The organism is Streptomyces sp. NPDC005899, assembly GCF_040629645.1.
Classification (GTDB): Bacteria; Actinomycetota; Actinomycetes; order Streptomycetales; family Streptomycetaceae; genus Streptomyces.
Map to the genome: position 1 here is coordinate 1112 of NZ_JBEXWB010000039.1, position 12922 is coordinate 14033.

Annotated in this window: 24 protein-coding genes; 1 reads left to right on the plus strand and 23 read right to left on the minus strand. The window is 66.3% G+C overall.

Going from position 1 to position 12922, the window contains the following annotated elements; translation table 11 throughout:
• Positions 1-59: 59 nt before the first annotated feature.
• The 23 genes from ABZ371_RS07845 to rpsJ form a co-directional block, all read right to left on the minus strand.
• A complete protein-coding gene (locus ABZ371_RS07845) occupies positions 60-719 on the minus strand; it encodes an adenylate kinase (protein ID WP_358675069.1) in 660 nt (219 codons plus the stop codon).
• Positions 719-2038 carry a preprotein translocase subunit SecY gene (gene secY, locus ABZ371_RS07850; RefSeq protein ID WP_069171152.1) on the minus strand — a complete coding sequence of 440 codons (1320 nt, stop codon included), beginning with the start codon at positions 2036-2038 and terminating at the stop codon, positions 719-721. Before secY ends, ABZ371_RS07845 begins: the two co-directional genes overlap by 1 nt.
• Positions 2039-2261: 223 nt before the next feature.
• Complete coding sequence (gene rplO / locus ABZ371_RS07855) at positions 2262-2717, minus strand: 50S ribosomal protein L15 (RefSeq protein WP_014047794.1); 456 nt, start codon at positions 2715-2717, stop codon at positions 2262-2264.
• Position 2718: 1 nt separating this feature from the next.
• Positions 2719-2901, minus strand: a complete 183-nt coding sequence (rpmD, locus tag ABZ371_RS07860) for a 50S ribosomal protein L30 (protein ID WP_030914154.1) — start codon at positions 2899-2901, stop codon at positions 2719-2721.
• Positions 2901-3506 carry a 30S ribosomal protein S5 gene (rpsE, locus tag ABZ371_RS07865; protein ID WP_056796577.1) on the minus strand — a complete coding sequence of 202 codons (606 nt, stop codon included), beginning with the start codon at positions 3504-3506 and terminating at the stop codon, positions 2901-2903. Before rpsE ends, rpmD begins: the two co-directional genes overlap by 1 nt.
• A 47-nt stretch (positions 3507-3553) precedes the next feature.
• Complete coding sequence (gene rplR, locus ABZ371_RS07870) at positions 3554-3937, minus strand: 50S ribosomal protein L18 (protein WP_219569007.1); 384 nt, start codon at positions 3935-3937, stop codon at positions 3554-3556.
• Positions 3938-3940: 3 nt separating this feature from the next.
• Entirely contained in the window at positions 3941-4480 is a 540-nt protein-coding gene (rplF, locus tag ABZ371_RS07875; protein ID WP_358675075.1) for a 50S ribosomal protein L6, read from the minus strand.
• A 21-nt stretch (positions 4481-4501) separates the two neighbouring features.
• Positions 4502-4900, minus strand: coding sequence for a 30S ribosomal protein S8 (gene rpsH / locus ABZ371_RS07880; RefSeq protein ID WP_014154584.1), 399 nt, complete (start codon positions 4898-4900; stop codon positions 4502-4504).
• A 224-nt stretch (positions 4901-5124) separates the two neighbouring features.
• A complete protein-coding gene (locus ABZ371_RS07885) occupies positions 5125-5310 on the minus strand; it encodes a type Z 30S ribosomal protein S14 (RefSeq protein WP_003948630.1) in 186 nt (61 codons plus the stop codon).
• Positions 5311-5312: 2 nt separating this feature from the next.
• On the minus strand, positions 5313-5870 hold the full coding sequence (gene rplE / locus ABZ371_RS07890) for a 50S ribosomal protein L5 (protein ID WP_018550615.1): 558 nt from the start codon (positions 5868-5870) through the stop codon (positions 5313-5315).
• Positions 5870-6193: a 50S ribosomal protein L24 gene (gene rplX / locus ABZ371_RS07895; RefSeq protein WP_014047788.1), complete on the minus strand. Its 324-nt coding sequence runs from the start codon at positions 6191-6193 to the stop codon at positions 5870-5872. Before rplX ends, rplE begins: the two co-directional genes overlap by 1 nt.
• 2 nt (positions 6194-6195) lie before the next feature.
• Positions 6196-6564, minus strand: a complete 369-nt coding sequence (rplN, locus tag ABZ371_RS07900; RefSeq protein WP_003966950.1) for a 50S ribosomal protein L14 — start codon at positions 6562-6564, stop codon at positions 6196-6198.
• A 100-nt stretch (positions 6565-6664) separates the two neighbouring features.
• Positions 6665-6949, minus strand: coding sequence for a 30S ribosomal protein S17 (gene rpsQ, locus ABZ371_RS07905; RefSeq protein WP_069171155.1), 285 nt, complete (start codon positions 6947-6949; stop codon positions 6665-6667).
• Positions 6949-7173, minus strand: coding sequence for a 50S ribosomal protein L29 (gene rpmC / locus ABZ371_RS07910; protein ID WP_015035581.1), 225 nt, complete (start codon positions 7171-7173; stop codon positions 6949-6951). The genes rpsQ and rpmC overlap by 1 nt, the downstream gene beginning before the upstream one ends.
• The gene (rplP, locus tag ABZ371_RS07915; protein WP_014047785.1) at positions 7173-7592 is read right to left on the minus strand and encodes a 50S ribosomal protein L16; all 420 of its coding nucleotides are present in this window, start codon (positions 7590-7592) and stop codon (positions 7173-7175) included. Before rplP ends, rpmC begins: the two co-directional genes overlap by 1 nt.
• A 5-nt stretch (positions 7593-7597) precedes the next feature.
• On the minus strand, positions 7598-8434 hold the full coding sequence (gene rpsC / locus ABZ371_RS07920) for a 30S ribosomal protein S3 (protein WP_014047784.1): 837 nt from the start codon (positions 8432-8434) through the stop codon (positions 7598-7600).
• Positions 8434-8781, minus strand: a complete 348-nt coding sequence (rplV, locus tag ABZ371_RS07925; protein WP_004571827.1) for a 50S ribosomal protein L22 — start codon at positions 8779-8781, stop codon at positions 8434-8436. Before rplV ends, rpsC begins: the two co-directional genes overlap by 1 nt.
• A gap of 42 nt (positions 8782-8823) precedes the next feature.
• Positions 8824-9105, minus strand: a complete 282-nt coding sequence (rpsS, locus tag ABZ371_RS07930) for a 30S ribosomal protein S19 (protein WP_358675084.1) — start codon at positions 9103-9105, stop codon at positions 8824-8826.
• Between the two features lie 12 nt (positions 9106-9117).
• Entirely contained in the window at positions 9118-9954 is an 837-nt protein-coding gene (gene rplB / locus ABZ371_RS07935) for a 50S ribosomal protein L2 (RefSeq protein WP_056796589.1), read from the minus strand.
• Positions 9955-9993: 39 nt separating this feature from the next.
• Entirely contained in the window at positions 9994-10317 is a 324-nt protein-coding gene (rplW, locus tag ABZ371_RS07940; RefSeq protein ID WP_014154589.1) for a 50S ribosomal protein L23, read from the minus strand.
• The gene (rplD, locus tag ABZ371_RS07945; RefSeq protein WP_069171157.1) at positions 10317-10967 is read right to left on the minus strand and encodes a 50S ribosomal protein L4; all 651 of its coding nucleotides are present in this window, start codon (positions 10965-10967) and stop codon (positions 10317-10319) included. Before rplD ends, rplW begins: the two co-directional genes overlap by 1 nt.
• Before the next feature lie 4 nt (positions 10968-10971).
• Positions 10972-11616: a 50S ribosomal protein L3 gene (gene rplC / locus ABZ371_RS07950; RefSeq protein WP_069172055.1), complete on the minus strand. Its 645-nt coding sequence runs from the start codon at positions 11614-11616 to the stop codon at positions 10972-10974.
• 13 nt (positions 11617-11629) lie between these two features.
• Positions 11630-11938 carry a 30S ribosomal protein S10 gene (gene rpsJ / locus ABZ371_RS07955; protein WP_003948644.1) on the minus strand — a complete coding sequence of 103 codons (309 nt, stop codon included), beginning with the start codon at positions 11936-11938 and terminating at the stop codon, positions 11630-11632.
• A gap of 511 nt (positions 11939-12449) precedes the next feature.
• On the opposite strand from rpsJ, the gene ABZ371_RS07960 reads away from it, so the two are divergent.
• A complete protein-coding gene (locus tag ABZ371_RS07960; protein ID WP_358675088.1) occupies positions 12450-12920 on the plus strand; it encodes a GNAT family N-acetyltransferase in 471 nt (156 codons plus the stop codon).
• Positions 12921-12922 lie beyond the last annotated feature (2 nt).

Sequence of the window (12922 nt, forward strand, 5' to 3'; positions counted from 1 at the left end):
CCCGCGGGCGCCGCCCCCCGCCCCCCCCGCGCCCGGCTGTGATGTGGGACGGGGGTCGCTCAGCCCTCGTCGGACTTCTTCAGGGCCTCCATGGCCCGCTCGGTCACGTCGGTGACCTTGCCGAGCGCGGAGATCGTCACGACCAGGCCCTGGGCCCGGTAGTAGTCGATGATCGGCTCGGTCTGCGTGTGGTACACCTCGAGGCGGGTGCGTACCGTCTCCTCGGTGTCGTCGTCCCGCTGGTACAGCTCGCCGCCGCACGCGTCGCAGACGCCCTCGGCCTTCGGCGGGTTGTACGTCACGTGGAAGACGTGCGCGCTGTCGTTACGGCAGATGCGTCGGCCGGCGATGCGCTTGACCACCTCGTCCTCGGGGACCTCGAGGTCCAGGACCGCGTCCAGCTCCAGGTGCTCCTCGCGAAGCATCGCGTCGAGCGCCTCGGCCTGCCCCACGTTGCGGGGGAAGCCGTCCAGCAGGAAACCGCCCGCGGCGTCCGGCTGAGCCATGCGGTCCTGGGCCATGCCGATGGTGACTTCGTCCGGCACCAGCTGTCCCGCGTCCATGAAGGCGCGGGCCTGCTTGCCAAGGTCGGTGCCCTGGCTGATGTTGGCGCGGAAGAGGTCGCCCGTGGAGATGTGCGGAATCGAGAGATTCTGGGCAAGGTACGCAGCCTGCGTTCCCTTGCCGGCACCGGGCGGCCCGACGAGGACGATTCGCATCAGCGGAGGAACCCTTCGTAATTGCGCTGCTGGAGCTGACTCTCGATCTGCTTCACGGTTTCCAGACCCACACCCACGATGATCAGGATGCTCGTCCCGCCGAACGGGAAGTTCTGGTTCGCGCCACCGAAGCCCGCCAACGCCATCGTCGGCACAAGAGCGATCAGACCCAAGTACAGCGATCCCGGCCAAGTGATCCTGTTGAGCACGTAGCTCAGGTACTCGGCAGTAGGTCGACCGGCCCGGATACCCGGGATGAAGCCACCATACTTCTTCATGTTGTCGGCGACTTCCTCGGGGTTGAACGAGATCGCCACGTAGAAGAACGCGAAGAACACGATCAGCAGGAAGTACGTCGCGATGTAGTACGGGTGGTCGCCCTTGACGAAGTGGTTCTGGATCCAGGTCGCCCAGCCCGCGGTGGAGTTGGAGAACTGAACGATTAGAGCAGGGATGTAGAGCAGCGAAGAAGCGAAGATGACGGGAATCACACCCGCCTGGTTCACCTTGAGCGGGATGTACGTGGACGTACCGCCGTAGGACCGGCGCCCGATCATCCGCTTCGCGTACTGCACCGGGACCCGGCGCTGGGCCTGCTCGACGAAGACGACGAGGCCCACCATCACGAAGCCGATGAGGATGACGGTGATGAACTCGATCCAGCCGTCGGCCAGCTTGCCGCTCTCCTTGATGGCCCAGAGGGCGCCGGGGAAGCTGGCGGCGATCGAGATGAACATCAGGATCGACATGCCGTTGCCGATGCCGCGGTCGGTGATGAGCTCACCGAGCCACATGACGGCCGCGGTGCCGGCGGTCATGGTGATCACCATGACGACGGTCGTGAAGATCGACTGGTTGGGGACGATCTGGTCGGCGACCGGGCAGCCGCTGAACAGGGCGCCGCTGCGGGCGGTGGCCACCAGGCCGGTGCCCTGGAGGATGGCCAGCGCCACGGTCAGGTAACGCGTGTACTGCGTGATCTTGGCCGTGCCCGACTGCCCCTCCTTCTTGAGGGCTTCCAGGCGGGGGATGACGACGGTCAGCAGCTGGAGAATGATGCTGGCCGTGATGTACGGCATGATTCCGAGCGCGAAGATCGTGATCTGCAGCAGTGCACCACCGCTGAACATGTTCACCAGGCCGAAGAGGCTGTTGTTGCCCTTGCTTGCCTGATCAACACAAATCTGGACGTTCTCGTAGCTCACCCCCGGGACGGGAATGTGCGCACCGAGACGGTAGAGCACGATGATGCCGAGCGTGAAGAGCAGCTTCTTGCGCAGGTCGGGCGTCTTGAACGCCCGGGCGAACGCGGTGAGCACGGTGCCTCCTGCGACCCCCGCGCAAAAGCGTGAGGTGACGGTCTTGAGGATCGACGATTAGGTAACAGCCAAAGGAACCCCGGGCTTTCGCCCAGGACGTACCACAGCAAGTGCACGCCACCTTACCGGCGGACATGCCCCCCTAGGAACGACCAACCGGGGATGCCCCATATGAGAGGCATCCCCGGTCGGATGTTCAGGCCATCGCCCTGTCCGAGTTGTCTCAGACGAGTTCGGTGACGGTGCCGCCTGCGGCGGCGATCTTCTCCTTGGCGGAGCCGGAGACGGCGTCAACCGAAACCTGCAGCGCCACGGAGATCTCGCCCTGTCCGAGGACCTTGACGAGGTGGTTGTTACGCACTGCGCCCTTGGCGACCAGGTCGGCCACCGTGACCTCTCCACCCTCGGGGTAGAGCGTCGCGAGCTTGTCCAGGTTCACGACCTGGTACTCGGTGCGGAACGGGTTCTTGAAGCCCTTGAGCTTCGGGAGACGCATGTGGAGGGGCATCTGCCCACCCTCGAAGCGCTCCGGAACCTGGTAACGAGCCTTCGTACCCTTGGTACCACGGCCTGCGGTCTTACCCTTGGACGCCTCACCACGACCCACACGGGTCTTGGCGGTCTTGGCGCCCGGGGCAGGCCGGAGGTTGTGGGCCTTCAGCGGGCTGTTCTCCGCCATGTCAGTCAACCTCCTCAACCGTCACGAGGTGGCGGACGGTGTGAGCCATTCCGCGGAACTCGGGGCGGTCCTCCTTGACAACCACGTCGTTCAGGCGCTTGAGCCCGAGCGAACGCAGGGTGTCGCGGTGGTTCTGCTTGCTGCCGATGTACGACTTCGTCTGCGTGATCTTGAGGCGAGCCATTACGCACCCGCTCCCGCACGCGCACGGAGCAGAGCCGCGGGGGCGACGTCCTCGAGGGGCAGACCGCGGCGGGCCGCGATCTCCTCGGGACGCTGCAGGCCCTGGAGGGCCGCCACGGTCGCGTGCACGATGTTGATCGGGTTCGAAGAACCGAGCGACTTCGACAGGATGTCGTGGACGCCGGCGCACTCCAGAACGGCGCGCACCGGGCCACCCGCGATCACACCGGTACCGGGGGAAGCAGGCTTGAGCAGGACGACGCCCGCAGCCTTCTCGCCCTGGATCGGGTGAGGGATGGTGCCCTGGATACGCGGGACCTTGAAGAAGCTCTTCTTGGCCTCTTCGACGCCCTTGGCGATGGCCGCGGGAACTTCCTTGGCCTTGCCGTATCCGACACCGACGGTGCCGTCACCATCGCCCACCACGACCAGCGCGGTGAAGCTGAAGCGACGACCACCCTTCACAACCTTGGCGACGCGGTTGATCGCGACGACGCGCTCGACGTACGCGGTCTTCTCGGCGGCGCTGGCGCCACCGTCACGGCCCTTCCGGTCCCGCCGCTCGCCGCCACCGGCACCGCTTCCGCGGCGCTGGGGTCCAGCCATTGGATTTACCTCTCTCTGTTACGTCCGCTGTGCGTAGGAACCGGGGCTTAGAACTTCAGCCCGGCTTCACGGGCGGCGTCAGCCAGAGCGGCAATCCGCCCGGCGTACTGGTTGCCACCGCGGTCAAAGACGACGGCCTCGACGCCTGCGGCCTTGGCACGCTCGGCGACAAGTGCGCCGACCTGCTTGGCCAGGGCGCTCTTGTCACCCTCACCGCCGCGGATGGAAGCGTCCAGGGTCGACGCCGACGCGAGCGTGTGGCCCGCGATGTCGTCGATGACCTGAGCCACCATGTGGCGGTTGGAACGCGTCACGACCAGGCGCGGACGCTCCGGCGAACCGGAGATGTGCTTCCGGACGCGGATGTGGCGACGCTTGAGGGCGGCACGCTTGTAGGCGTCGCCCTTGGCGATCTTTACACCGTATGCCATGGCTTACTTACCCGCCTTTCCGACCTTGCGGCGGATAACCTCGCCGGCGTACTTGACGCCCTTGGCCTTGTACGGGTCGGGCTTCCGCAGCTTGCGGATCTTCGCCGAGACCTCGCCGACCTTCTGCTTGTCGATGCCCTCGACGCTGAACTTCGTGGGCGACTCGACCTTGAAGGTGATGCCTTCGGGGGCCTCGATGAGGATCGGGTGGCTGTAGCCCAGGGCGAACTCCAGGTTGGAGCCCTTCGCCTGGACGCGGTAACCGACACCGCTGATCTCGAGCGCCTTCGTGTATCCCGTGGTCACGCCGGTGATCATGTTCGCCACCAGCGTGCGGGACAGGCCGTGGAGGGCCTTGTTCTGACGCTCGTCGTTCGGGCGGACGACGTTGAGCACGCCGTCCTCACCCTTGGTGACCTCGATCGGCGCTGCGACGGTGTGCGAGAGGGAACCCTTGGGGCCCTTCACCGCGACCGTGCGGCCATCGATGGTGACGTCCACACCGGCGGGAACCTGGATGGGGAGCTTGCCGATTCGCGACATGAGCTGTTCCTCCGTTCCCGACTACCAGACGTAGGCGAGGACTTCCCCACCTACGCCCTTCTTGCTGGCCTGCTGGCCGGTCAGGAGACCGTGGGACGTGGAGATGATCGCCACGCCCAGGCCGCCGAGGACCTTCGGCAGGTTGGTGGACTTTGCGTACACACGCAGACCCGGCTTCGAAATGCGCTTGATGCCGGCGATCGAACGCTCGCGATTGGGCCCGAACTTCAGCTCGAGGACGAGGCTCTTGCCGACCTCGGCGTCCTCGACCTTCCAGCCGGTGATGAAGCCCTCCTGCTGGAGGATCTCCGCGATGTGCGACTTGATCTTGCTGTGCGGCATTGCGACATCGTCGTGATACGCCGAGTTCGCGTTGCGCAGACGCGTGAGCATGTCTGCGATGGGATCAGTCATGGTCATGAGTTGGCCTTCGGCCTCTCTCGCCGGGGTTTCCTGTATGCGCCATCCCTCTCCCCACTCAGTGGCGGGACGGGTGCGGTGCGGGGACCTACGGCGTAGTAAGTCGGTCTTGGGCGGCAGGCGCCCAACCCTGCAAGCCTACGGCATGCACGGCTGGGCTCCTGCCGACCAGATGCTTACCGAGAGTCTCCGGGTAATCCCAACGCCCAAAGGGCGAAGGAGATTTACCAGGAGCTCTTGGTCACGCCCGGCAGCTCGCCACGGTGAGCCATCTCACGAAGGCACACGCGGCACAGGCCGAACTTGCGGTAGACGGAGTGGGGCCGGCCGCAGCGCTGGCAGCGGGTGTACCCGCGCACGCCGAACTTCGGCTTACGGGCGGCCTTAGCGATCAGAGCCTTCTTCGCCACGGTCAGTTCTCCTTGAACGGGAAGCCGAGGTGACGAAGCAGGGCACGACCCTCGTCGTCGTTGGTCGCCGTGGTGACCACGGTGATGTCCATGCCCCGGACCCGGTCGATCTTGTCCTGGTCGATCTCGTGGAACATGACCTGCTCCGTGAGACCGAAGGTGTAGTTGCCACGGCCGTCGAACTGCTTCGGCGACAGGCCACGGAAGTCACGGATACGCGGAAGCGCGAGCGACAGCGTACGGTCCAGGAACTCCCACATGCGGTCACCACGGAGGGTGACGTGGCAGCCGATCGGCTGCCCCTCGCGCAGCTTGAACTGCGCGATCGACTTGCGGGCCTTGGTGACGGCCGGCTTCTGGCCCGTGATCGTGGTGAGGTCCCTGACGGCACCGTCGATCAGCTTGGAGTCGCGGGCGGCGTCGCCCACACCCATGTTGACCACGATCTTGACCAGACCGGGGATCTGCATGACGTTCTCGTACGAGAACTCCTCACGCAGCTTGCCGGCGATTTCCTCGCGGTAGCGCGTCTTGAGACGCGGCGCAGTGGTGGTCGTCATCAGATGTCCTCACCGGTCCGCTTGGCAACGCGGATCTTCTTGCCCTCGTCGTCGAAGCGGTAGCCGACGCGGGTGACGACCTTGTTGCCGTCCTTCTCCACGACCAGCTGCACGTTGCTGACGTGAATCGGGGCCTCGGTGGTGACGATGCCACCCGTCTGCGAGCCGCGAGCCGTCTGACCGGCCTTGGTGTGCTTCTTGACCCGGTTGACACCCTCGACGAGGACACGGTCCTGGGCGGGGAAGGCAACGATGACCTTGCCCTGCTTGCCCTTGTCCTTACCGGTGATGACCTGAACCAGGTCGCCCTTCTTGATCTTCATGCTTACAGCACCTCCGGCGCGAGCGAGATGATCTTCATGAACTTCTTCTCGCGCAGCTCTCGGCCCACGGGGCCGAAGATACGGGTGCCGCGGGGGTCGCCGTCGTTCTTGAGAATGACAGCGGCGTTCTCGTCGAAGCGGATGTACGAGCCATCCTGACGACGACGCTCCTTGACGGTGCGAACGATGACGGCCTTGACGACGTCACCCTTCTTCACGTTGCCACCGGGGATCGCGTCCTTGACGGTGGCGACGATGACGTCACCGATACCCGCGTAGCGGCGACCCGAGCCACCGAGAACACGGATGGTGAGAATTTCCTTCGCACCCGTGTTGTCGGCGACGCGCAGTCGCGACTCCTGCTGGATCACGTCTATCTCCTGATCGTCTGCCGGTTCCCGGCAGGGGCTTCGCAGCGGAAGCCCCTGCCGAGCCTGGCGGAACTTTCCTGAGGGGAGACCCCCTCAGGGATTACTTGGCCTTCTCGAGGATTTCGACGATGCGCCAGCGCTTGGTGGCGGACAGCGGACGCGTCTCCATGATGACAACGCGGTCGCCGACGCCTGCAGCGTTCTGCTCGTCGTGGGCCTTGAGCTTGTTGGTACGGCGGATGACCTTGCCGTACAGCGCGTGCTTGACGCGGTCCTCGACAGCGACGACGACGGTCTTGTCCATCTTGTCGCTGACGACGAGACCCTCACGGGTCTTGCGGAAACCGCGGTCGGTGTTCGTCTCAGTCACAGTCTTCTCGCTCATCAGGCGCTCTCCACCGTCTCGATGCCCAGCTCGCGCTCACGCATCAGGGTGTAGATCCGGGCGATGTCCTTACGGACGGACTTGAGCCGACCGTGGTTCTCGAGCTGTCCCGTCGCCGCCTGGAAGCGGAGGTTGAACAGCTCTTCCTTGGCCTCGCGGAGCTTGTTGAGAAGCTCCTCGTTGCCCAGCTCGCGCAGCTCGGACGCCTTGGTACCGGCCGACATCACGACTCACCTGCCTCGCGCCGAACGATCCGGCACTTCATCGGAAGCTTGTGAGCAGCGCGGGTGAGCGCCTCACGAGCAATCTTCTCGTTCGGGTAGGACAGCTCGAACATCACCCGTCCGGGCTTGACGTTCGCGATCCACCACTCGGGAGAACCCTTACCGGAACCCATGCGGGTCTCGGCAGGCTTCTTCGTCAGGGGGCGGTCCGGGTAGATGTTGATCCAGACCTTGCCGCCACGCTTGATGTGGCGGGTCATCGCGATACGAGCGGCCTCGATCTGGCGGTTCGTCACGTACGCCGGGGTCAGCGCCTGGATGCCGTACTCGCCGAACGCAACCTGCGTGCCACCCTTGGACATACCGCTGCGCTTCGGGTGGTGCTGCTTGCGGTGCTTGACCCTACGGGGGATCAGCATTTCGGTCAGGCCTCCGTTCCGGTGCTCTCAGCCGGAGCAGCGGCGGCGGGAGCGTCGGCCTTGGGGGCCTCCGCTGCCGGCGCGGACTGCTGCGGCTTGCGGCCGCGACCGCCACGCTCGCCACCACGGCCACCACGGCCGGCCGGGCGGTCAGCGCCGCCACGGGCCGGACGGTTGCCGGCGCGAGCCGCGGCGTTCTCGGCGCGGACCTCGGCGATGTTCTTGACGTCGCCCTTGTAGATCCAGACCTTCACGCCGATGCGGCCGAAGGTCGTCTTGGCCTCGAAGAAGCCGTAGTCGACGTTCGCGCGGAGCGTGTGCAGGGGCACGCGGCCCTCGCGGTAGAACTCCGAGCGGGACATCTCGGCGCCGCCGAGGCGGCCACCGCACTGGATCTTGATGCCCTTGGCGCCGGCCTTCATCGTGCTCTGCATGCTCTTGCGCATGGCACGACGGAAGGAGACGCGGGAGGAGAGCTGCTCGGCGACGGCCTGGGCCACCAGCTGAGCGTCCACCTCGGGGTTCTTGACCTCGAGGATGTTCAGCTGGACCTGCTTGCCGGTCAGCTTCTCCAGCTCGCCACGGATGCGGTCGGCCTCGGCGCCACGGCGGCCGATGACGATGCCCGGGCGGGCGGTGTGGATGTCGACGCGGACGCGGTCACGGGTGCGCTCGATCTCCACCTTGGAGATGCCGGCCCGCTCCATGCCCTTCGTCATCATGCGACGAATGGCAACGTCTTCCTTGACGTAGTCCTTGTACAGCTTGTCGGCGTACCAACGGGACTTGAAGTCCGTGGTAATGCCGAGTCGGAACCCATGCGGGTTAACCTTCTGGCCCATTACCGGGTTCCTTCCTTGCTGCTGACGACCACGGTGATGTGGCTGGTCCGCTTACGGATCCGGTAGGCACGGCCCTGAGCACGCGGACGGAACCGCTTCAGGGTCGGGCCCTCGTCCACGTACGCCTCGCTGATGACCAGCGAAGAGGCGTCGGTGTGGTCGTAGTTGTGTGCTGCGTTGGCGATGGCGCTGTCAAGCACCTTGCCAACCGGCACGCTCGCGGCCTGCGGGGCGAAACGCAGGACCGCCTGAGCCTCCGTGGCGTCCATGCCACGGATGAGGTCCACCACGCGGCGGGCCTTCATGGGCGTGACGCGGATGTACCGCGCCTGGGCCCTGGCTTCCATGGTTGTCCCTTCGGTGTAAGTCATAGTCGTTTCCACCCCGCGTTAGCGGCGCTTCGACTTCCGGTCGTCCTTGACGTGGCCGCGGAAGGTGCGAGTCGGCGAGAACTCGCCGAGCTTGTGGCCGACCATCGACTCGGTGACGAACACCGGGACGTGGATCTTGCCGTTGTGCACCGCGATGGTGTGACCCAGCATGGCCGGGGTGATCATCGAGCGACGGGACCAGGTCTTGATGACGTTCTTGGTGCCTGCCTCGTTCTGAACTTCCACCTTCTTGATGAGGTGGCCGTCGACGAAGGGCCCCTTCTTGAGACTGCGCGGCATCTAAACCCGCTCCTAGCGCTTCTTGTTCGTCTTGCGGCGGCGGACGATGTACTTGCTCGATGCCTTCTTCGGCGAGCGAGTACGACCCTCCTTCTGACCCCACGGCGAGACCGGGTGACGTCCACCGGAGGTCTTGCCTTCACCACCACCGTGCGGGTGGTCAACCGGGTTCATCGCGACACCGCGGACGGTCGGGCGGACGCCCTTCCAGCGCATGCGGCCGGCCTTGCCCCAGTTGATGTTCGACTGCTCGGCGTTGCCGACCTCGCCGATCGTGGCGCGGCAGCGGGCGTCGACCAGCCGGATCTCACCGGACGGCATACGAAGGTGGGCCATCGTGCCCTCCTTCGCCAGCAGCTGCACGGAGGCACCCGCGGAACGGGCGAACTTCGCGCCGCCGCCGGGCCGCAGCTCGATGGCGTGGATGGTCGTACCGACCGGGATGTTGCGCAGCGCCAGGTTGTTGCCCGGCTTGATGTCTGCGGTCGGACCGTTCTCGACGCGGTCACCCTGCGACAGGCCACGGGGGGCGACGATGTAACGCTTCTCGCCGTCCGCGTAGTGCAGCAGCGCGATGCGCGCGGTGCGGTTCGGGTCGTACTCGATGTGCGCGACCTTGGCCGGCACGCCGTCCTTGTCGTGACGACGGAAGTCGATCACTCGGTAGGCGCGCTTGTGGCCACCGCCCTGGTGGCGAACGGTCACACGACCGGCGTTGTTACGGCCGCCCTTGCTGTGCAGGGGGCGGACCAGCGACTTCTCCGGCGTGGACCGCGTGATCTCGACAAAGTCGGCGACGCTGGAGCCACGACGGCCCGGGGTCGTCGGCTTGTACTTGCGGATACCCATTTCTCAGTCCTCGTCCGATTCCGGACGACTCGACCCCCGTTAGGAGGTCGGGCCGCCGAAGATGTCGATACGGTCGCCCTCGGCGAGGGTCACGATGGCGCGCTTGGTGTCGGCGCGCTTGCCGAAGCCGGTCTTGGTGCGCTTGCGCTTGCCCTGCCGGTTGATCGTGTTGACCCCGGTGACCTTGACCGAGAAGACCGCTTCCACGGCCTGCTTGATCTGGGTCTTGTTGGAGCCGGGCGCGACGATGAACGTGTACTTGTTCTCGTCCAGCAGCGCGTAGCTCTTCTCGGAGACAACCGGCTTGACGAGAACGTCGCGCGGGTCCGAGTAGGTCTTGCTGGTGACGGTCGCCTCACTCATCAGGCGGCGCTCCCTTCGGTCTCAGCGGTCTGGGGGCCAGACACGAAGGACTCGAAAGCGGCCTGGGTGAAGACCACGTCGTCAGAGACGATCACGTCGTACGTGTTCAGCTGGCCCGGCTCCAGGATGTGCACCTGGGGCAGGTTGCGCGCGGACAGCCACGCGGCCTCGTCGGCACGCTCGACGACCAGGAGCAGGTTGCTGCGCTCCGAGATCTTGCCGAGCAGCGTCTTGGCGGCCTTGGTGGAGATCCCACCCTCGACCACGCCGGTGACGACGTGGATGCGGGAGTGACGCGCCCGGTCCGAGAGGGCACCGCGCAGGGCGGCCGCCTTCATCTTCTTCGGGGTGCGCTGCGAGTAGTCACGCGGCTGCGGGCCGTGGACGACGCCACCGCCGGCGAACTGCGGCGCACGGGTCGAACCCTGGCGGGCGCGGCCGGTGCCCTTCTGGCGGTACGGCTTGCGCCCACCACCACGGACTTCGCCGCGGGTCTTGGTCTTGTGCGTGCCCTGACGGGCAGCTGCCAGCTGTGCGACGACGACCTGGTGGATCAGCGGAACGCTGGTCTTCGCGTCGAAGATCTCCGCGGGGAGCTCGACGGTACCGGCCTTGTCGCCTGCCGGCGAAAGGATGTCAATGGTGCTCATTACCTCAAGCCCCCTTGGCCGCGGTACGGACCAGGACGAGGCCGCCGTTCGGACCGGGGACCGCGCCCTTGATGAGGAGCAGACCCTTCTCCGCGTCAACCGCGTGGATGGTCAGGTTCTGGGTGGTGACGCGCTCGTTGCCCATCCGGCCGGCCATGCGCATGCCCTTGAAGACACGCCCAGGGGTGGCGCAGCCACCGATCGAACCGGGGGAACGGTGCTTGCGCTGGACGCCGTGTCCGGCGCCGAGGCCCTTGAAGTTGTGACGCTTCATGACACCGGCGAAGCCCTTGCCCTTGCTGTTGCCCGTGACGTCGACCTTGACGCCGGACTCGAACACCTCGGCAGTGACCTCCTGGCCCAGCGTGTACTCGCTGGCGTCAGGGGTGCGGAGCTCCACCAGGTGGCGGCGCGGGGTGACGTCGGCCTTGGCGAAGTGACCCTTGAGGGGCTTGTTCACCTTGCGCGGGTCGATTTCGCCGAAGGCGATCTGGACCGACTCGTAGCCGTCGCTGTCGTTGGTGCGGACCTGGGTGACGACACAGGGCCCGGCCTTGACGACGGTCACCGGGACAACCCGGTTGTTCTCGTCCCAGACCTGGGTCATGCCGAGCTTCTCGCCCAGGACGCCCTTAATGTTCTTTGCCATCTCGCGCGTCACCTCAGAGCTTGATCTCGATGTCGACGCCCGCCGGCAGGTCGAGGCGCATGAGCGAGTCAACCGTCTTCGGCGTGGGGTCGAGGATGTCGATGAGGCGCTTGTGCGTGCGCATCTCGAAGTGCTCGCGCGAGTCCTTGTACTTGTGCGGCGACTTGATGACGCAGTACACGTTCTTCTCAGTGGGCAGCGGCACCGGGCCTGCGACCGACGCACCAGTGCGGGTCACCGTCTCGACGATCTTCTTCGCCGAGGAGTCGATGACCTCGTGGTCGTAGGCCTTGAGCCGGATGCGGATCTTCTGTCCCGCCATGGCTACTAGTAGTCCTGTCTCTCGATCACGCTCTGGCTCCCGGGAGTTCTCGTAACTCCACCTCCGACCCACGCGGTCGGGCGTGTCGCATCCCCTCTACGTAGAAGTCCCGAAGGAATTCCCAACCAAGGGGGTGCGGGCCGAAACCGCGCTGTGCTCACTCAAGAGCGTCGGGGGTGAAACCCCACCGGGTGCCTGGTCAGTGCCCCACTGACGCTTCCCGGAAGATTCCCGTACGTCCGGCCCTAGGGGCCGACGAGTACTGTGGGACTCGCTTCCGGTCCTCCCGGCGGGAGGCGCGCAGCATTGACACTCAACCGAGCAACCTGGCTAGTGTGCCACACGGCTCCACGGCCTGGCCAATCGGGCCGAGGATCTTACCCCCGACGGGGGACCGGTCAAACACGGGCGCCCTTCGCGGACGCCGTCGCCCGAGGCCTCACGGCCGCCGGGGCGGCGGTCCGGGGATCCTCCCCGAGGGCGCCGGAGGTCCTCTGGAATGATCCGGGCCATGCCTTCCCCCTCCCCCGGCACCCCCGCGACCTGGAGCGTGCGGCCCGCCCTGCCCGGGGACGTCGAGGCCGTGGCCGAGCTGCGGGCCCTCGTGATGCGCCCGGACCTGGAGCGGCTGGGCCGCTACGACGAGCACCGGGTGCGCCGGCGCCTGCGGGACGCCTTCCTGCCCGAGCACACCACCGTCGTGGTGGGCGCGGACGGAACCCTGGCGGGATGCGCCACCCTGCGCCCCTCCGACGACTGCTGGTGGCTGGAGAACTTCTACCTCGCCCCGGAGCTCCAGGGCGGGGGCATCGGCACGGCCGTCCTGCGCACCCTCCTGGCCCGCGCGGACGCCCGGGCCGCAGCGGTCCGCCTCCAGGTCCTCCAGGGCAGCTCCGCCCGCCGGCTGTACGAACGCCACGGCTTCACCCGCGAGCGGGAGGACGCGGTGGACGTGTACATGGTGCGGGCCGCCACCGGCTGAGG